Below are 17,806 nucleotides of genomic sequence, written 5' to 3' on the forward strand. Positions count from 1 at the left end.
CGGCCGGACCACCCGCCCCCACCTGCTTGTGAGTGTTTAGGGCGGTTAGAACCGCCCTAAACACTCACAAGACGTCACCCGGTCGTGGTGCGGGCGGTGCCGATCGCGGCGGTCTGATCCGCGAAGGCGGTGCGTTCCCCAGTACTGCGTTCCGGCATTTCGAACTCCCCAGTTCACGTCCGTTCGGATGAACGGAGCACGCGCGAGGGTAGAAGTACCGTCGCCGTAGTGCCAGGGTTTTGCCGGAATTCGCACCGATCAAGCACGACGGCGCCAGATCGTGCGGGTGATCGCCGCCGCGACGGCCGCCGGCGCGGGCCGGCTCGGCAGCCCGCGGGCCTCCGGCGCCGACTCCCGCGTCGCCCGGTGGGCGAGGTGCGCGGCGAAGCGGGAGAGCCGCGGCGCGACGAGCGTCGCCAGCTCGGCGGCCCGCCCTTCGGGAAGGCTGAGGATCGCGGGCCGCTCTTCGAGGGCCTTGACCACGAGCGCGGCCGCGCGTTCCGGGCTGCTCGACGGGATCCCGCGGTAGCCGGTCGGCGCGATCATCGGCGTCCGCACCAGCGGCATCCGGACGGAGGTGAAGGTGACGCCGTCCGAGAGCGTCTCGCGCCCGGCGGTCAGGCCGAACTGCTCCAGGGCCGCTTTCGAGGCCAGGTAGGCGGAGAAGCGCGGGGTGTCGGTCTGCAGGCCCATGGTGGTGACGTTGACGACGTGGCCGAAGCGCCGCCGCGCCATCGACGGCAGCAGCCCGAGGATGAGCCGGACCGGGCCGAAGTAGTTGATCGCCATCGTGCGCTCGTAGTCGTGGAACCGTTCCGTGGACAGCGAAACCGAGCGCCGGATCGACCGGCCGGCGTTGTTGACCAGCATGTCGACGGCGCCGTGGTCGCTCAGCACGTCCTTGACCAGCGCGTCGACCGCGTCGCCGTCGGTGAGGTCGCACGAGTAGGCCGCCGCGACGCCGCCGGCGGCCGCGATCTCGCCGCGGACCTCCTCGAGCTCGTCGGCGCGCCGGGCCACGAGCAGCACCTTCGCGCCCTTGCGGGCCACGGCGAGCGCCGACGCGCGGCCGATGCCGGACGACGAGCCGGTGATCAGCACGGTCCGCCCGGCCAGGCCGTGGGTGCGGCGGGCGCGGTCGGGGTCGAGGTGCGCCCGCCAGAACCGGTAGAGCGGGGCGGCGTAGTCGCGCAGCTCGGGGAGCTGGATGCCGCTGCCGAACAGCGCCGTCGTCGTGCGCGCGGTGTCGAAGACGACCTCGGTGCTCAGGTGCGGCAGGACTTCGAGGGGGACGCCCAGCTCGTCGAGGACGGCGGCCCGCGTCGCGCGCCCGCCGGGCACGCGGTCGACCCCGGCGGCGGCCGCGTGCGCGAGCCGGGTGCCCGCTCGCCGCAGCACGTTCGACGGCTTCGCGGGCAGCACGGCCCGGATCGCCGGCCCGCCCGCGACGCGCGCGAAGGCGTTGTAGACGGAGTTCAGCGACTGCGGGCGCGCGGCGGCGAGGTGGTAGGTCGCCCCGGACGGCGCGTCCCGGTGCATCAGGTGCTCCATCGCCTCGACGACGTAGTCGACCGGCACCAGGTTGGTCGCGCCGAGGTCGGGCGCGGCGAGCGGGAGACGCCGGGGCAGCGCCGCCAGCCGCGAGATCGCGGGCAGGAAGTAGTACGGGCCGTCGATCTTGTCCATCTCGCCGGTGCGCGAGTCGCCGACGACGGCCGAGGGCCGGTAGACGCGGTAGGGCAGCGGCTGCTCGCGAACGAGCTTCTCGGCCTGGAACTTCGTCGCGTGGTACGGCGAGCCGAAGTGCTGGCCGAGGTCGAAATCGGCCTCGGTGAAGCGCCCGGCGTGGTCGCCCGCGACGGCGATCGAGGAGACGTGGTGCACGAGCCCCGCCCCGGCCGTCGCGGCGAAGGCGAGCAGGTGGCGGGTGCCCTCGACGTTGGCGCGCCGGTTGGTCTCCTCGTCCGCGGTGAAGTCGTAGACCGCCGCGAGGTGGACGACGTGGTCCAGGTGCGGCAGCCCGTCGGCGTCGACGCCCAGCCGCGGCTCGGTCAGGTCGCTGGCCACCGGGTGCAGCTTGCCCGCGTTCGCCCAGCCCTGAGCGAGTGCGGACAGCCGCTCCCGGGAGGTCGCGCGCACCAGCGCGTACACCGCGGAGGTCTCCGGTCGCCGCAGCAGGCGGGCGACCAGGCGTTTCCCGAGGAAACCCGTCGCGCCCGTCACGAAGTAGGTGGTCATGGCCGGCCCCTCGCACTCGACGTCGTCGGGCCGACTCTAACCTACTGGAAAGTAGGAACGGTAGTTGTCAGGTTTCCACCCGATCGTCCGCCGTAGCCACGATGGCGTCACGCAGGGCGGCCCGCAGCCGTCCGACGTCCAGCGGCCCGAGCACCGCCGCCTCGCCCGGTGGCGCGACGAGCACCACCTTGTCGTTGCTGACGAACACCGTCACGTCCCTGCGCCTGCCGGCCAGATCCCGGCAGGTGACCGACCATTCGCCCCGACTCATGGTCGCCGCCTCCGATTCCCTAGTGGTGTGCTTCGTGCGGGGGTGGGAGGACCTCGCCGCGGGGCCATGACGCCGGTTCACCCGATTTGCCTACTCGCGAGTTTTCCCTTGCGGAACGAGGGGTTCCGGCGTACCGGGATGTGGCGCGGCGGGTTCCGGAGTAGGTTCGCGCCAGGATTTGCTGTCGCCGGTGGAGGTCAGGATGTCGGAGCCGCGGAAGATCGTCGTCGTCGGAGCGGGCCTGGGCGGTGCGTCCGCCGCGGCCGCGTTGCGCGAACGCGGTTACACCGGCGAAGTCCTGCTCATGGGGTCCGATCCGCACCGGCCGTACGAGCTGCCGCCGTTGTCGAAGGGCGTGCTGCTCGGCACCACCGACGAACCTGATTGGGTGCACGAAGAGAAGTACTACGCGGAGAAGGACATCCGGTTCACCCCGGGCGTCACCGCGACCCGCGTCGAGCTGGGCGCGCGGCTGGTCCTGGACGACGCGGGCGGCGAGCACCGTTACGACCGCCTCGTGCTGGCCACCGGCTCGCGCCCGAAGGCCCTCCCCGTCCCCGGCGGCGACCTGCCGGGTCTCTACACGCTGCGCAGCCTCGACGACGCGCTCAAGCTGCGGTCCGCGTTCGCCGAGGCGGAGCGCGTGGTCGTGATCGGCGCCGGCTGGATCGGCTCGGAAGCCGCCGCGGCCGCGCGGTCGCACGACGCGGACGTCACGGTGGTGGACCCGGTCGCGGTCCCGCTCTCGACGGTCATCGGCGAGACGATCGGCGGGGTGTTCCGGGACCTGCACACGGAAAACGGCGTCCACTGGCGCCTGGGCGAGCAGGTCGCGGAGATCACGGGCGGCCCGGACGGCGTCCGCGGCGTCAAGCTGGGCAACGGCGACGAGCTGCCGGCGGACGTGGTCCTGGTGGCGGTCGGCGCGGCCCCGCGGGTCGAGCTGGCCCACGCGGCGGGCCTGGAGCTGTCCGACGACGGCGGCGTCGCGGTGGACGCGGGCCTGCGCACAGCGGCCCCGGACGTCTACGCGGTCGGCGACATCGCGGCCCACTTCCACCCGCGCTACGGCCGCCGGATCCGCGTGGAGCACTGGCAGAACGCGAAGGACCAGGGCACGCACGTGGCACAGAACCTGTTGGGGGAGAACGAGCCTTACCTGGCGTCGCCGTACTTCTTCACCGACCAGTACGACCTGGGCTGCGAGTACCGCGGCTTGGCCGACCCGGCGGCGGACGAGCTGGTGGTGCGGGGAGACCTCGCGGCGAGGGAGTTCACGGCGTTCTGGCTCCGCGACGGCGAAGTGGCGGCGGCGATGAACGTGAACATGTGGGACGACGGCGACGCCCTCTCGGCATTGGTCGACGGCCGCGCGAAGGTGACGGCGGAGCAGCTCAAGACAGCGGATCTGGCGTCACTGGCCTGACCGCCGGCCGGGTCAGGGTCAGGAAAGCCACCAGCGCCAGCAAAGCGAACCCCGCGATGGTCGCCGCCATCGGGACGGCCGTTCCCGGTCCGCCCAAGCCCACCAGCGGTGTGGCCACCCCGCCGACCACGAACTGCAGCACGCCCAGCAGCGCCGACGCCGCGCCCGCCGAGCGGGCGTGTTCGGCCAGGGCCAGGGAACTCGCGTTCGGCGTCACCAGGCCGATGCTCGACACCAGCAGGAACAGCGAGACCAGCAACGCGGCCAGCGGCAGGTGCGCCAACGCCGACACCAGCACCAGGACGCCGCCGAGCGCGCCGAGAAGGAGACCGGCGAGCAGCAGCGTGCGCTCGGGAACCCGGCCCACCAGCCGGCCGTTGAGCTGACCCGCCAGCACGATGCCGACGCCGTTGACGCCGAACACCACGCTGTAGGCCTGCGGGCTCAACCCGTACACACCCTGCAGCACGAACGACGACCCCGAGATGTAGGCGAACATCGACGCGAACAGCAGGCCGGACGCCAGCGCGTAGCCCGCGAACGTCCGGTCCACCGCCAGCCGTCCGTACGTCTTCATCACCCGGCCGAGGCGCGCGGGCGAGCGCCGGGAAACCGGCAGCGGCTCCGGGAGCGCGAAAGCCACCACGGCCAGCAACGCAGCCCCGAACACCGTCAGCACGACGAACACCCCGCGCCACGACGTCCAGTTCAGCAGCTGGCCGCCGATCAGCGGGGCGAGGATCGGGGCCAGGCCGCTGACCAGCATCAGCGTCGAGAAGAACTTCGTCATCGCGGTGCCGGAGTACAGGTCGCGCACGGCGGCGCGGGCGATCACGATGCCCGCGGCGGCGCCGAGGGACTGCACACCCCGGGCGGCGACCAGCAGCCACGCGTCCGGGCTGACCGCGCACAGCACCGAGCCCACGACGTACAGGACCAGCCCCACGAGGAGCGGCCCGCGGCGGCCGAGCGCGTCCGACAGCGGCCCGAGCACCAGCTGGCCCACCGCGAGGCCGACGATGAACGCGCTGAGCGTCAGCTGCACCGTCGTGTCCGCGGCGTGCAGGTCGCCCGCCATCTGCGGCAGCGCCGGCAGGTACATGTCGATGGACAGGGGCCCGAACGCCGAGAGCCCGCCCAGGATGAGGACGAACTTCAGCTGCGCGCGCCGGGTGGGCGCGGTAGGTTCCGCCGTGTCGGTCATGCGCCTCCTCGAGTTACACCGTGGAGCAGCGACGTGGTCACCGGGCCTATTCCGCCTGTGACTGGTGACACCCCGTGCTCGACCGGGCTCCCACCGACACTGATCCGATCATTTTCCCGCCGATTGTGCGACGGCTCTGGATCGGAGGCCTCGTCTGCGATATACATCGGATGTCTGGTCGGGCTGGTGAAGGGAAACATCCGTGCAGCTGGTACGCCTCGGAGAGCCGGGAAGCGAGCGTCCGTACGTCCGCGCCGATGACGGTACGACCTACGGGCTGAGCGGGCTGACCGCCGACGTCGACGGCGGGTTCCTCGCCGCCGGCGGCCTCGCCCGGGTGGCCGCCGCGCTCGCCGCCGGGGAGCTGCCGGCGGAAGACGTCACGGGCCTGCGCGTCGGCTCGCCGATCGCCCAGCCGGGCAAGGTCGTCTGCATCGGGATGAACTACCGCCGCCACGCCGAGGAGACCGGCGCGACGCCGCCTGCCGAGCCCGTCGTGTTCATGAAGGCGCCGGACGTCGTGGTCGGCCCCGGCGACGACGTCCTCATCCCGCGCAAGTCGGTCAGCACCGACTGGGAGGTCGAGCTCGGCGTCGTCATCGGCACGACCGCCCGCTACCTCGACAGCGTCGAGGAGGCCCTGGACCACGTCGCCGGGTACGTCGTCTCGAACGACGTCTCCGAGCGCGCGTTCCAGTTCAGCGCCGGCCAGTGGGACAAGGGCAAGTCCTGCGAGAACTTCAACCCGCTCGGCCCGGCGCTCGTGCCCGCGGCGCAGGTGCCCGACCCGCAGGACCTCGGCCTGCGGCTGTGGGTCAACGGCGAGAAGAAACAGGACTCGTCGACCAAGGACATGATCTTCTCCGTGGCCGAAATCATCCACCACCTGAGCCAGGTGATGGTGCTGCGCCCCGGCGACCTGATCAACACCGGCACACCCGAAGGCGTCGCGCTCGGGCAGCCCGACCCGAAGCCGTACCTGCGCGACGGCGACGTGATCGAGCTGGAGATCGACGGCCTCGGCCGGCAGCGCCAGACCGCGAGGCAGGCCTGACCATGGCGAAGATCATCGGCATGGAGGTCCTCGACGTCCGGTTCCCGACGTCGCGGGAGCTCGACGGCTCGGACGCGATGAACCCCGACCCGGACTACTCCGCGGCCTACGTCGTGCTGCACACCGACAGCGGCCCGGACGGCTACGGCCTCGCGTTCACCATCGGCCGCGGCAACGACGTCCAGGCCGCCGCGATCCGCGCGCTCGCGCCGCACGTCGTCGGCCGGGACGTCCCGGCGGACGCGGCCGCCCTCGGCGCGCTGTCGCGCACGCTCGTCGGCGACTCGCAGTTCCGCTGGCTGGGCCCGGAAAAGGGCGTCGCGCACATGGCGGTCGGCGCGGTCGTCAACGCCGCGTGGGACCTCGCCGCGCGCCGCGCCGGCCTCCCGGTCTGGAAGTTCGCAGCCCGGATGACGCCTGAGGAACTCGTCAGCCTGGTCGACTTCCGGTACCTGTCCGACGCGCTCACCGAGGCCGAAGCCCTCGACATCCTGCGTGCCGCCGAACCCGGCCGGGCCGAGCGCACCGCACAGCTGGAAGCGCACGGCTACCGCGCTTACAGCACGTCCCCGGGCTGGCTCGGGTACGCCGACGCGAAGCTGGTGCGGCTGGCCGAACAGGCCGTCGCGGACGGCTTCGACATGATCAAGCTCAAGGTCGGCGGCAACCTCGACGACGACGTCCGGCGGATGAAACTCGCCCGCGAGACGGTCGGCGACGACATCCGCGTCGCCGTCGACGCCAACCAGCGCTGGGACGTCTCCGCCGCGATCACCTGGATGACCGCGCTGGCGCCGTACGACCCGTACTGGATCGAAGAACCGACGTCCCCGGACGACATCCTCGGCCACGCGGCCATCGCGAAAGCGCTTGCGCCGATCCGCGTCGCCACGGGTGAGCACGTCCAGAACCGGGTGATGTTCAAGCAGCTGCTGCAGGCGAACGCGATTTCGGTGCTGCAGCTGGACGCCGCCCGCGTCGGCGGGTTCAACGAGAACCTGGCGATCCTGCTGCTGGCCGCGAAGTTCGGCGTGCCGGTGTGCCCGCACGCCGGCGGCGTCGGGCTCTGCGAGCTCGTGCGGCACCTGTCGCTGTTCGACTTCGTCGCGGTGTCGGCGTCCGACACCGACCGCACCATCGAGTGGGTCGACCACCTGCACGAGCACTTCACCGACCCGGCCGTCGTGCAGCGCGGCCGGTACCTCGCCCCGACCGCCCCCGGGTTCTCCGCGCGCATGCACGACGCCACGCTGCGCCGGTTCCGCTTCCCGGACGGTCCCGAGTGGACGGAGACCGCAAGTGAGTGAATTCGAGGGCCTGGTGGCCGCTGTCACCGGAGGCGCCTCGGGGATCGGCCTCGCGACAGCCACCCTGCTGGCCGAACGTGGCGCGCAGGTGGCGGTCCTGGATCTGAAACCGGGCGGCACCCCGTTCGAGGGCTTCCGCTGTGACGTCTCCTCGGACGACGAAGTGCGCTCGGCCGTCGACGCCGTCGTGGAACGCTTCGGGCGGCTCGACATCCTCGTCAACAACGCCGGCATCGGCGCGCAGGGCGACGTCACCGCCAACGGCGACGACGAGTGGCACCGCGTGTTCGACGTCAACGTCGTCGGCATGGTCCGGCTCGCCCGGGCCGCCCTGCCGCACCTGAAGAACTCGCCGTCCGCGGCGATCGTCAACACCTGCTCCATCGCGGCCTGGGCCGGTCTGCCCAGCCGCGCGCTCTACTCGGCCACCAAGGGCGCGGTGCTCTCGCTGACCCTGGCCATGGCGACCGACCACCTGCCCGACCGGATCCGCGTCAACTGCGTGTGCCCGGGCACGGCGGACACCCCCTGGGTGGGCCGGTTGCTCGACTCCGCCACCGACCCGGCGGCCGAACGCGCGGCGCTGGCCGCGCGCCAGCCGATGGGCCGGCTGGTCACCGCCGACGAGGTCGCGAACGCGATCGTCTACCTCGCCAGCCCGCTGTCCGCGTCGACCACCGGCACCGCGCTCGCGGTAGACGGCGGCATGTACGGCCTGCGCCCCCGTGGGCCCGTGCACCACGACTGATCAGACTTTTTTCGCTGTCATCAAGGAGGATGCGGTGCACAACAGGGTGATCCAGGTGGCCGCCACGGCCGCCGTCTGCGGCCTGGTGCTGGCCGCCTGCGGGTCCACTAAGGACAATGCGGCCGCGCCGAGTGCGGGCGGGGGCGACACCGGCGGCAAGGTCGGCGCGACCCTGCCGCTGCTGACGTCGCCGTTCTGGCAGGCCTACAACAACTACGTGCCGCAGATGGCGAAGACCGAGGGCGTCGACGTCCTCCCGACGGTCAACGCCGACAGCGACCCGGCGAAGCTGATCACCGACATCGGCACGTTCCTCAACCAGGGCGTCAAGGGCCTGGTCGTGACGCCGCTGGACTCCGCGGCGATCGTCGCCGGGCTCAAGCAGGCGGAGAACAAGGGCGTGCCGGTGGTCGCGGTCGACGTCGCCCCCGAGAGCGGCAATGTCGCGATGGTGGTGCGGGCCGACAACAAGGCCTACGGCACCAAGGCGTGCGACGCGATCGGCGAGAAGGTCAAGTCCGGCAAGGTCGTGCAGATCCAGGGTGACCTCGCCTCGGTCAACGGCCGCGACCGGTCGGAGGCCTTCAAGGCCTGCATGGCGCAGAAGTACCCGGGCATCCAGGTGCTGGACATCCCGGCCGAGTGGAAGGCCGACAAGGCGTCCTCCGGCCTCGACAGCATGCTGACGGCGAACCCGGACATCAAGGGCGTCTACATGCAGGCCGGCGGCGTCTACCTCGCCCCGACCGAGCAGGCGCTCAAGCGCAAGAACCTGTTCTTCCCGGTCGGCGACCCGAAGCACATCGTGCTCGTGTCCAACGACGGCATCCCGCAGGAGCTGGCCGCGATCCGGGCCGGCGAGCTGGACGCCACCGTGTCCCAGCCCGCCGACGCGTACGCGAAGTACGGCCTGTACTGGCTGAAGAAGGCCATGGCCGGCGAGACGTTCAAGCCGGGCCCGACCGACCACGACAGCACCATCGTCGAGATCAGCCCCGGCATCCTCGAGGACCAGCTGCCCGCGCCCGTCGTCACCAAGGCCAACGTGGACGACAAGGCCCTGTGGGGGAACAACCTGTGATCGCGCCGCCCGCCACCGCGGTGGTCAGCGCCCGCGGCGTCGGGAAGCGCTACGGCCCGACCGTGGCGCTGCACGACGTCAGCCTCGACGTGCACCCGGGCGAGTCGCACGCGCTCGTCGGACGCAACGGGGCCGGCAAGTCGACGCTCGTTTCCATCCTCACCGGCCTGTCCGCCACGGACACCGGGCACGTCGAGTTCGGCGGCGAGCCGGCCCCGCCCCTGACCAAGCAGGACGACTGGAAGGCGCGCGTGGCGTGCGTCTACCAGCACGCGATGGTCGTCCCGCAGCTCACGGTGGCCGAGAACCTGTTCTTGAACCGGCAGGCCGGGGGCGGGTTCTCGATCGGCTGGAAGAAGCTGCGGCGGCAGGCCACCGAGCTGCTCGGGTCGTGGGACGTGCACGTCGACGTCGACACCCCGGCCGGCGAGCTGTCGGTCGAGGACCGGCAGTTCGTCGAGATCGCCCGCGCGCTGTCCTACGGCGCCCGGTTCATCGTGCTCGACGAACCGACCGCGCAGCTGGACAAGCAGGCCATCGAGCGGCTCTTCGAGCGGATGCGCCAGATGCAGGCGAACGGCGTGACGTTCCTGTTCATCTCGCACCACCTGCACGAGGTCTACGAGGTCTGCCAGGCGGTCACGGTGCTGCGCGACGCGAAGCACGTGCTGACCGCGCCGGTCGCCGAGGTCGGCCGGGCCGAGCTGGTCGACGCGATGACCGGCGAACCGGGCGGCCTGTCCGTCCGCGATGCCGCCACGCGGGACGCGCTGGCGGCGGACGCGCCGGAGATCCTCGCGGTCGACGGCCTGTCCGGCGACGGCTTCCAGGACGTCTCGTTCCGGCTCCACCAGGGCGAGGTCGTCGGGCTCGCGGGCAGCAACGCCAGCGGGAAGCACCAGGTCGCCGAGACGGTCTACGGCCTGCGGCGCCCGGCCGCGGGCACGGTCCGCGTCGACGGCGAGCCGTTGCGGCCGGGTGACATCCCGGCGGCGCTGAAGGCCGGGATCGGCTGCGTGCCGCGCGACCGGCACCACGAAGGCCTGGTGCTGGAGCACCCGATCATGGACAACGCCACACTGTCCATTTTGGACAAGATGGGCCGCGGCGGGCTCGCGTCGCCGAAGACGCGGTTCACGAAGGCGTCCCAGGCGCTGGCGGACTACGGCATCGTCGCCGCGAGCGCCGAGCAGCCGGTGTCGGACCTGTCCGGCGGCAACCAGCAGAAAGTCGTCCTCGCCCGGGCACTGGCCAGTGATCCGCGGGTCGTCGTGCTGATCAACCCGACGGCCGGGGTGGACGTGAAGTCGAAGGAGGCGCTGCTCGCGGTCGTCGACCGGGTGCGCGCCGAGGGCAAGGGTGTGCTGATCGTCAGCGACGAGCTCGACGACCTGCGCCTGAGCGACCGGGTCCTGGTGCTGCGCGCCGGGACCGTGGTCGCCGAGCACCAGGCCGGGTGGTCCGACGGCGACCTCGTGGCCGACATCGAAGGAGTCGAGCTGTCGTGACCGACGTGATGACCGATCCCCAGACGGAGCTGCCCGCCCCACCCCGGCGTCGCAAGGCCCTCTGGCTGCGGGAACTCGCACTGCTGCCCGCGCTCGTCGTGGTGTTCGTCATCGGCGGCCTGGTCGACGACACGTTCGTCGGCTGGAGCAACATCGTCAGCATCCTGACCGCGTCGGCCGCGCTGTCGCTGGTCGTGCTGGGCGAGTCGCTGGTGCTGATCACCGGGAAGTTCGACCTGTCGCTGGAATCCACCATGGGCCTGGCGCCCGCGCTCGGCGCGATGGTGGTGATCCCGGCGGCGTCGGCCGGCTTCGGCGTCGAACTGCCCACCGTGATCGGCCTGCTGGTGATCCCGCTGTGCGGGGCGCTCGTCGGGTTCGTCAACGGCTTCCTGATCGTGAAGCTGAAGCTGAACGCCTTCATCGTCACGCTCGCCATGCTCACCGTGCTGCGCGGCGTGCAGGTCGGCTCGACCAAGGGCAAGACGCTGTTCAACCTGCCGGACTCGTTCACGAACCTGGCGACCACGACGTTCGCCGGGCTGCCGATGTCGGTCTGGCTGGCGGCGGTGCTGTTCGCGGTCGCCGGCTGGGTGCTGCGCTACCACCGCGTCGGCCGTGCGCTGTACGCGATCGGCGGCAACCGCGAAGCCGCGCGGGCGGCCGGCGTGCGCGTCGACCGGATCGCGTGGGCGGTGTTCGTCGTCGCCGGCATCCTCGCGGCGATCGGCGGGCTCGCGTACACGGGGTACGTCGGCGCGCTGGGCGCGAACCAGGGCTCCGGGCTGATCCTGCAGGTCTTCGCGGCCGCGGTGATCGGCGGCGTCTCGCTCGACGGCGGCAAGGGCACGCTCGTCGGCGCGCTAACCGGTGTCCTGCTGCTGTCGTCGGTGTCCAGCCTGCTCAACTACGCGCACGTGACGGCGGAGTGGCAGGGGGCCATCTACGGCGCCATCATCCTGGTCGCGCTGATCATCGCCCGGTATGCGGGTGGAAAGCCGCAAACCTGAGTCCAAAAGCGTGATCATCCGACGTTCCAGGGTCTGCCGCGGCTCTCGTGAGTGTTTAGGGCGGTTAGAACCGCCCTAAACACTCACGAGGGTGGGGACGAGGAGGTGCTGCGAGTGCGGCTAGGAAGCTTCTGCGGCGGGCAGGTCGGCGGCGGCGTCCGACGTCGGGTCGTCGGCCGTGCCCAGTGCGTTGCGCAGCCACTGCTCCACGCCCGCGACGTGCACGGTCGCCCACGAGCGCGCCAGTTCCGGCTCGCGGGCCGCGATGGCCTCGTAGATCGCCGAGTGCTGTTCCCGGGTCTTCGCGACCGCGCCCTCCTGGGTGAGGCCGCGCCAGATCCGGGCCCGCGCGGTCGGTCCGGAGAGGCTGTCGAGCAGCGAGCAGAGCACCGGGTTGCCGGAGCCGTCGGCGATCTTGCGGTGGAACTGGAGGTCGTTGGCGACGAGGGCCTCGACGGTCGGCGAGTCGGCCAGCTCCCCGAGCAGCGTGCCCAGCTCCGCGATGTCGTCGTCACTCATGTGCAGCGCGGCCAGCGCGGTCGCGGCCGGCTCGAGGATCCGCCGCACGGCGAGGAAGTCGAGCACGGTGTCGTCGCGGTGGAAGTCGACCACGAACGTCATCGCGTCGAGCAGCAGGTTCGGCTCGAGGCTGGTGACGTACGTGCCGTCGCCCTGGCGCACGTCGAGCACCCGGATCAGGCACAACGCCTTCACGGCCTCCCGCAGGGAGCTGCGCGAAAGCCCGAGCCGCTGGGCCAGCTCGGCCTCCTTCGGCAGCCGGTCGCCGGGCGCCAGCTCGCCGGAGATGATCATGTCCTTGATCTTGTCGATCGCGACATCGGTGACGGGCATCGTGTCCGCCCTTCCCTGCAACAGACCTCGGATGTTTGGGTGTTACTCCCCAGCGTGCCATGTCCCGGCGAAGGAGTGGTCATGACCCACGAACCCGTACCCCAGAGAGTGGCTCTCCACACGAAGCTGAAACCCGGCAAGGAAGCCGAGTACGAGTCCGTCCACGCCGTGATCCCACCCGAGCTGGACGTCGCGCTGCGCGATGCCGGCGTCCGCACCTGGCGGATCTGGCGTAACGGCCTCGACCTTTTCCACGTCCTCGAAGTCGACGACTACGCGGCGATGCGCGCGGCGTTGCGGGAGCACCCCGCGAACGTCCCGTGGCAGGCCAGGATGGCCGAGCTGCTGGCCGTGGAGGACGACTACTCCGGCGACGACACCGGCATCGGGCTGGTCTGGGAACTGCCGGTGAAGGAGTGACCGCGTGAACCTCTCCCTGTCCCCGCTCGGGCTCGGCTGCGCGCAGCTGGGCAACCTGTACCACGCGATCACCGACGAGACGGCGGCCGCGACCGTGCGGCGCGCGTGGGACGAGGGCGTCCGCTACTTCGACACCGCGCCCCACTACGGCCTCGGGCTGTCCGAAGCCCGTCTCGGCGCGGCGCTGCGCGAGTTCCCGCGCGACGAGTACGTGCTGTCCACGAAGGTCGGCCGCGTGCTGGAGCCGAACCCGGGCGGGGCGGGGGAGAAGGACGACGAGGGCTTCGCCGTCCCGGCCGCCTACAAGCGCCGCTGGGACTTCAGCCGCGACGGCGTCCTGCGGTCGTTCGAGGACAGTCTCTCCAGGCTGGGCCTCGACCGCGTCGACGTCGTCTACGTCCACGACCCGGACGACCACTTCGAGGAGGCCCTGCGCGGCGCCTTCCCGGCGTTGCGCGAGCTGCGGGACCAGGGCGTGATCGGCGCGTTCGGCGCCGGGATGAACCAGGCGCCGATGCTCGGGGAGTTCGTCCGCCGGACCGACCTGGACGTCGTGCTGGTCGCCGGGCGCTACACGCTGCTCGACCAGGCCGCGCTGGACGAGCTGCTGCCGTTGTGCGCCGAGCGCGGCGTCACGGTCGTGGCCGGCGGGGTGTTCAACGCCGGCATCCTGGCCACCGCGGAACCCGGCCGCGTCTACGACTACGCCGAGGCGCCCGCCGAGCTCGTCGAGCGGGCGCAGCTGATCGCGAAGATCTGCGGGCGGTACGGCGTCGAGCTGCCGGAGGCCGCGCTGGCCCTGGCGATCGCCCATCCCGCGGTGGCGTCGGTCGTCGTCGGTGCGCATGATCCGGAGCAGGTGAGCGTGAACGCGCGGCGCGCCCGGGCCGTCGTGCCGCCGGAGCTGTGGGCCGAACTGGTCGACGCGGGACTGCTGCGCGCCGACGCCGTCATCGCCGAAGGAGTCTCATGATCGACGCGCACCACCACCTCTGGGACCCGTCGCGGCGGGCGTACCCGTGGCTGGCGGGGAGCGTGATGGACCCGATCCGCCGGCCCTACACGGCGGGCGACCTGCGCGCGGTGACCAAGGCGGCCGGGGTGCACGCGACCGTGCTGGTCCAGACGGTGCCGGCGGAAGAGGAGACCGAGGAGTTCCTCGCGACGGCCGCGGCGGAACCGGTGGTCGCGGGCGTCGTCGGCTGGGTCGACCTGCGCGCCCCGGACGTCACGGACCGGCTGGCCGCGCTGCGGTCGCTGGGGCCGCTGGTGGGGATCCGGCACCAGGTGGAGGACGAGCCGGACGACGACTGGCTGCTGCGCCCGGAGATCGTCGCGGGGCTGAGCGCGGTCGCGGACGCCGGTCTGGTCTACGACTTGCTGGTGCGGCCCGCGCAGCTCGCGGCGGCGAGCGAGGTGGCGCTGCGGCTGCCGGGGCTGCGGCTGGTCCTGGACCACGCGGCGAAGCCGCCGATCGCGGCGGGGGAGTGGGAGCCGTGGGCCGGCGCGATCGCCGCGCTCGCCGAGCGCGAGAACGCCGTGTGCAAGCTCTCCGGCCTGGTCACGGCGGCGGACTGGTCGGGCTGGGAGGTGGCGCACCTGCGCCGCTACGTCGACCACGTGCTCGACGCGTTCGGTCCGGAGCGGCTGCTGTTCGGCTCGGACTGGCCGGTCTGCGAGCTGGCGGCGTCCTACGAAGTCGTCCTGGACGCGGCGGTCTCGCTGACCGGGTCCCTGTCGGACGCGGAGCGCCTGGGCGTCTTCGAGCACAACGCGCGGGACGTCTACGGCCTCTGAAACATGGATGCGGGCGCGGGACCTCCCCCAGGGGGTACAGGAGGTCCCACGCCCGCGGCGTGAAGGTCTGGTCCTAGAACTCGTCGTCGCTGATCATGCCGCGCAGCCGGGCGAGCGCGCGGTGCTGCGTCACGCGCACGTTGCCCGCCGAGATGCCGAGCGCTTCGGCGGTCTCCTGCGCCGAGAGGCCGACGGCGATGCGCAGCGCGAGGATCTCCTGCTGCACCCGGGGCAGCGTGGCGAGCAGCCGGCCGAGCCGGGCGCCGAGGTCGAGCGACAGGGCGCGGGTCTCCGGCTCGTTGCCGATCAACGGGCGCTCCGGGAGCTCGGGAACGGGCTCGGAGCGGTCGCGGGCCACAGCGCGGTAGGCGTCGGCGACCTTGTTCGCCGCGATGGCGTGCACGAGGTAGAGGAAGGAGCCGCCGCGGTCCTGGTAGTCCGGCAGCGCCTTCAGCACCGCGAGGCACACTTCCTGGGCGACGTCGTCCGCCGAGAGGTACGAGAGGTCACGGCCGCCCATCCGGGCGCGGCAGTACCGCACGACCACCGGCTCGATCATCTTGAGCAGGGTGTGGATGGCGGCGGGATTGCCCTCGCCCGCGTCTTTGACGAGCGGGTCGAGGTCCTCCTTGGTCAGTCGCCCACCAGGTCGGGGCAATGATTCCGGAGTGCGATAATCGCGATCCTCCGTGGCGGATTCCCCGGTGGTCCTGGACGGTGCAGTCATGGTCGTCTCCCCGGCCGACCCTCGACCGTCGCTGCCGGGGGTTCAACTCTCCGTAACGGTGTGATCGCAGGTACTCCGGGAGATCCGGTCTCACCTGCGCTCCGTGCGACGCTGGGTAATCGTAAGCACCTCTCGGCCCATCAGTCCAGATTTCAACCACCAATACCCCGTTCGCAGGAGCGACCGTGATGCAACCGCGACCAGACGCCTCACATTGCGATTAATCGCTTTCAGGATGTGCCGACTTCACCCGTCAGTGGAGGACGATCACGGACGTGGCAGTCAAGGTGACGGCGAGCGACGTCACGGCGGGCAGTAGCCGGGGCATGGCCACCGGTTCGGCGGCACGCAACGCCCGTTCGCGGGTCGCGCCGACCCCCGCGAGCAGGGCGGACGTCGCAGCGGAGAGCAGAACGGGCAGGAGCGCGAGGCCCCAGTGGCGCAGTGCGGCCGAGTGGAGCAGCAGAAGGGTGCAGGCGGCGGAGGCCAGGGCGGTTCGCCGCCAGGCCAGCCCGGTCCGCTCGGCCTGTGCACCGGCGGGGGCGGTCACGGCGCCGCCGGCGCGGTGAGGCCGGAGTAGTCGCGAACAGTCGATAATCCGACTGCCAATAAGCCGGCGGCCGGGACGGGTCCGGGGGCGCCGGCCCGGCCCGGAACCCCGGTTTCGGGGCACCACGGACGGTGACCGAACGGTGTGGCGACCGTCACGACAGCGCCAGCAGGATCGCCGCCGCGAGGACGAGGAGGAACAGGCCCGCCGTCAGCACCACGATCATCAGGCTGCGCGGCAGCGGCTCGCCGGCCCGCATCGCGATCTGCACGCGCCGCCAGCGCGGGTACGCCGTCGCGGCGAGCACGGCCGCCAGAGCCACGCACAATCCGGCGAGCACGGCGCTGGCCCCGGCCGGGGCGGGCACGAGCTGGTGCACGGCGACCCCGCCGGCGAGCAGGCCGAGCGCGGTGCGCAGCCAGGCGAGGAACGTGCGCTCGTTGGCCAGCGTGAAGCGGTAGTCCGGTTCGGTGCCGCCCTCGTGGGGCTTGATGTCTTCGCGCGGGGCCACGTCGGCACGCTAGCCGGTGTGCGCGGCCTCGGCCTCTTCGCTGCGGTGCGCGAAGACCCACCAGCGCAGCACCGCGAACCGCACGAACCCGCCGACCACGCTGGACAGCAGCAGCGTGCCCGTCTCCTCCCACGACGTCGGCCGGTCGACGACCGCGTCGAGGATCGCCAGCACCGCCGAGCCGTACCCGGCGTAGAAGGCGAAGGTGAGGAGGTCCTGCAGGTGCCGCTTCCCGGCGTTGCTCTGCCGTCCGGCGAAGGTGACGCGGCGGTGGAACTCGGTGTTCCCGACCGTCGTCAGCGCGATCGCGACCAGGTTCGCGACCTGGGAGCCGAGCCGGTCGCGCAGCAGGAGGAACAGGGCGGCCTGGACGCCGGTCGTCACGACGCCGGCCACGACGTACCACGCCGCGTGCGTGCCGAGTTCGTGGTGGCGGTCCGGATCGGTGGCGATGAGCCGGTGTTCCGGTGCGCACCTGGTGGTGGCCATGATCCGAAGCTACTCCGCCTTCACAAACTTGTGAATATGTTAAACCCGTTGAAGAAATGTGATCCCGGTGACATCGCGGGCGTTTCGGGCCCCGGCACCCCGGGTAGGTCCCCGGCGATGACTATTTCCGATGACTACTTCCTACGCGCGCCGGGAGAAACCAGTGAGTGACCGCGACTCGGCCGACTCGGACAGCCTGAGCCCCAGCGAGGCGCTGGACGAGGACGAGCTGCGCGTCGACCCGCTCGAAGAGGGGATCGAACCGCCCGAGCACTGGAGCGCCGCCGACCGGTACGGCACCACGCCCGAAGAGGTCCGCGAAGGCGAGCCGATCGACCTGCGGCTCGCGGAAGAGGAGCCGGACACCGAGCCGGACCCGATCCCGGACCGCCCGCTCGCGGCCACCCCGGCGGCCGAGCTCGACGAGACCGTCGAGGACGCGCCGGTGGACTACGAGCAGGTCGTCCCCGACGACGAGCTGCCCCACCGCCGCGCGAACCCGAATCCGGGCGAGCGGGCGGACTACGCGGGCGGCTCCGTGGCGGACGCCATCCGCGAGGCGAGACAGGGCTGATCCGCTCACGCTGCGCGTCCGTTCGGGCGCATTTAGCGT

Annotated in this window: 19 protein-coding genes; 11 read left to right on the forward strand and 8 right to left on the reverse strand. The window is 71.7% G+C overall.

Going from position 1 to position 17,806, the window contains the following annotated elements:
* Positions 1 to 258 precede the first annotated feature (258 nt).
* On the reverse strand, positions 259 to 2,238 hold the full coding sequence (locus ACLJQZ_RS34520; protein WP_410624143.1) for an SDR family oxidoreductase: 1,980 nt from the start codon (positions 2,236 to 2,238) through the stop codon (positions 259 to 261).
* Between the two features lie 67 nt (positions 2,239 to 2,305).
* Complete coding sequence (locus ACLJQZ_RS34525) at positions 2,306 to 2,509, reverse strand: hypothetical protein (RefSeq protein ID WP_392763426.1); 204 nt, start codon at positions 2,507 to 2,509, stop codon at positions 2,306 to 2,308.
* A gap of 202 nt (positions 2,510 to 2,711) precedes the next feature.
* Here ACLJQZ_RS34525 and ACLJQZ_RS34530 point away from each other — a divergent pair, with 202 nt between their 5' ends.
* Positions 2,712 to 3,935 carry an NAD(P)/FAD-dependent oxidoreductase gene (locus tag ACLJQZ_RS34530; RefSeq protein WP_410624144.1) on the forward strand — a complete coding sequence of 408 codons (1,224 nt, stop codon included), beginning with the start codon at positions 2,712 to 2,714 and terminating at the stop codon, positions 3,933 to 3,935.
* Here ACLJQZ_RS34530 and ACLJQZ_RS34535 read toward each other — a convergent pair.
* Positions 3,904 to 5,139, reverse strand: coding sequence for a multidrug effflux MFS transporter (locus ACLJQZ_RS34535; RefSeq protein WP_410624146.1), 1,236 nt, complete (start codon positions 5,137 to 5,139; stop codon positions 3,904 to 3,906). The two genes, ACLJQZ_RS34530 and ACLJQZ_RS34535, sit on opposite strands and share 32 nt — an antisense overlap.
* Before the next feature lie 202 nt (positions 5,140 to 5,341).
* Between ACLJQZ_RS34535 and ACLJQZ_RS34540 the strand changes: the two genes are divergently transcribed.
* The 6 genes from ACLJQZ_RS34540 to ACLJQZ_RS34565 are packed head-to-tail and all read left to right on the forward strand — an operon-like array spanning position 5,342 to position 11,847.
* A complete protein-coding gene (locus ACLJQZ_RS34540; RefSeq protein WP_410624148.1) occupies positions 5,342 to 6,193 on the forward strand; it encodes a fumarylacetoacetate hydrolase family protein in 852 nt (283 codons plus the stop codon).
* Positions 6,194 to 6,195: 2 nt separating this feature from the next.
* Entirely contained in the window at positions 6,196 to 7,500 is a 1,305-nt protein-coding gene (locus ACLJQZ_RS34545; RefSeq protein WP_410624150.1) for an enolase C-terminal domain-like protein, read from the forward strand.
* A complete protein-coding gene (locus tag ACLJQZ_RS34550; RefSeq protein WP_410624152.1) occupies positions 7,493 to 8,248 on the forward strand; it encodes an SDR family NAD(P)-dependent oxidoreductase in 756 nt (251 codons plus the stop codon). Before ACLJQZ_RS34545 ends, ACLJQZ_RS34550 begins: the two co-directional genes overlap by 8 nt.
* Before the next feature lie 46 nt (positions 8,249 to 8,294).
* The gene (locus ACLJQZ_RS34555; protein WP_410624311.1) at positions 8,295 to 9,329 is read left to right on the forward strand and encodes a sugar ABC transporter substrate-binding protein; all 1,035 of its coding nucleotides are present in this window, start codon (positions 8,295 to 8,297) and stop codon (positions 9,327 to 9,329) included.
* A complete protein-coding gene (locus tag ACLJQZ_RS34560) occupies positions 9,326 to 10,837 on the forward strand; it encodes a sugar ABC transporter ATP-binding protein (protein ID WP_410624154.1) in 1,512 nt (503 codons plus the stop codon). Before ACLJQZ_RS34555 ends, ACLJQZ_RS34560 begins: the two co-directional genes overlap by 4 nt.
* Positions 10,834 to 11,847, forward strand: a complete 1,014-nt coding sequence (locus tag ACLJQZ_RS34565) for an ABC transporter permease (protein WP_410624156.1) — start codon at positions 10,834 to 10,836, stop codon at positions 11,845 to 11,847. The genes ACLJQZ_RS34560 and ACLJQZ_RS34565 overlap by 4 nt, the downstream gene beginning before the upstream one ends.
* Positions 11,848 to 11,967: 120 nt before the next feature.
* Here ACLJQZ_RS34565 and ACLJQZ_RS34570 read toward each other — a convergent pair whose 3' ends face one another.
* Positions 11,968 to 12,699: a FadR/GntR family transcriptional regulator gene (locus tag ACLJQZ_RS34570; protein WP_326947062.1), complete on the reverse strand. Its 732-nt coding sequence runs from the start codon at positions 12,697 to 12,699 to the stop codon at positions 11,968 to 11,970.
* Between the two features lie 81 nt (positions 12,700 to 12,780).
* Between ACLJQZ_RS34570 and ACLJQZ_RS34575 the strand changes: the two genes are divergently transcribed.
* The 3 genes from ACLJQZ_RS34575 to ACLJQZ_RS34585 are packed head-to-tail and all read left to right on the forward strand — an operon-like array spanning position 12,781 to position 14,916.
* A complete protein-coding gene (locus ACLJQZ_RS34575; RefSeq protein ID WP_410624158.1) occupies positions 12,781 to 13,119 on the forward strand; it encodes an L-rhamnose mutarotase in 339 nt (112 codons plus the stop codon).
* A 4-nt stretch (positions 13,120 to 13,123) separates the two neighbouring features.
* Complete coding sequence (locus tag ACLJQZ_RS34580) at positions 13,124 to 14,092, forward strand: aldo/keto reductase (protein ID WP_410624160.1); 969 nt, start codon at positions 13,124 to 13,126, stop codon at positions 14,090 to 14,092.
* Positions 14,089 to 14,916, forward strand: a complete 828-nt coding sequence (locus ACLJQZ_RS34585) for an amidohydrolase family protein (protein ID WP_410624162.1) — start codon at positions 14,089 to 14,091, stop codon at positions 14,914 to 14,916. Before ACLJQZ_RS34580 ends, ACLJQZ_RS34585 begins: the two co-directional genes overlap by 4 nt.
* A gap of 73 nt (positions 14,917 to 14,989) precedes the next feature.
* On the opposite strand, the gene shbA is transcribed toward ACLJQZ_RS34585, so the two are convergent.
* The 4 genes from shbA to ACLJQZ_RS34605 all read right to left on the reverse strand — a co-directional run bounded on the left by shbA (position 14,990) and on the right by ACLJQZ_RS34605 (position 17,193).
* On the reverse strand, positions 14,990 to 15,643 hold the full coding sequence (gene shbA, locus ACLJQZ_RS34590; protein WP_410624164.1) for an RNA polymerase sigma factor ShbA: 654 nt from the start codon (positions 15,641 to 15,643) through the stop codon (positions 14,990 to 14,992).
* Positions 15,644 to 15,896: 253 nt separating this feature from the next.
* The gene (locus ACLJQZ_RS34595; RefSeq protein WP_410624165.1) at positions 15,897 to 16,193 is read right to left on the reverse strand and encodes a hypothetical protein; all 297 of its coding nucleotides are present in this window, start codon (positions 16,191 to 16,193) and stop codon (positions 15,897 to 15,899) included.
* Positions 16,194 to 16,347: 154 nt separating this feature from the next.
* Complete coding sequence (locus ACLJQZ_RS34600; RefSeq protein ID WP_410624167.1) at positions 16,348 to 16,704, reverse strand: YidH family protein; 357 nt, start codon at positions 16,702 to 16,704, stop codon at positions 16,348 to 16,350.
* Positions 16,705 to 16,713: 9 nt separating this feature from the next.
* On the reverse strand, positions 16,714 to 17,193 hold the full coding sequence (locus tag ACLJQZ_RS34605; protein ID WP_410624169.1) for a GtrA family protein: 480 nt from the start codon (positions 17,191 to 17,193) through the stop codon (positions 16,714 to 16,716).
* Between the two features lie 163 nt (positions 17,194 to 17,356).
* Between ACLJQZ_RS34605 and ACLJQZ_RS34610 the strand changes: the two genes are divergently transcribed.
* Positions 17,357 to 17,767 carry a hypothetical protein gene (locus ACLJQZ_RS34610; RefSeq protein ID WP_410624171.1) on the forward strand — a complete coding sequence of 137 codons (411 nt, stop codon included), beginning with the start codon at positions 17,357 to 17,359 and terminating at the stop codon, positions 17,765 to 17,767.
* The last annotated feature ends 39 nt before the right edge of the window (positions 17,768 to 17,806 follow it).

This window comes from Amycolatopsis sp. cmx-8-4, assembly GCF_046548675.1.
In the GTDB taxonomy this organism is placed as follows: Bacteria; Actinomycetota; Actinomycetes; order Mycobacteriales; family Pseudonocardiaceae; genus Amycolatopsis.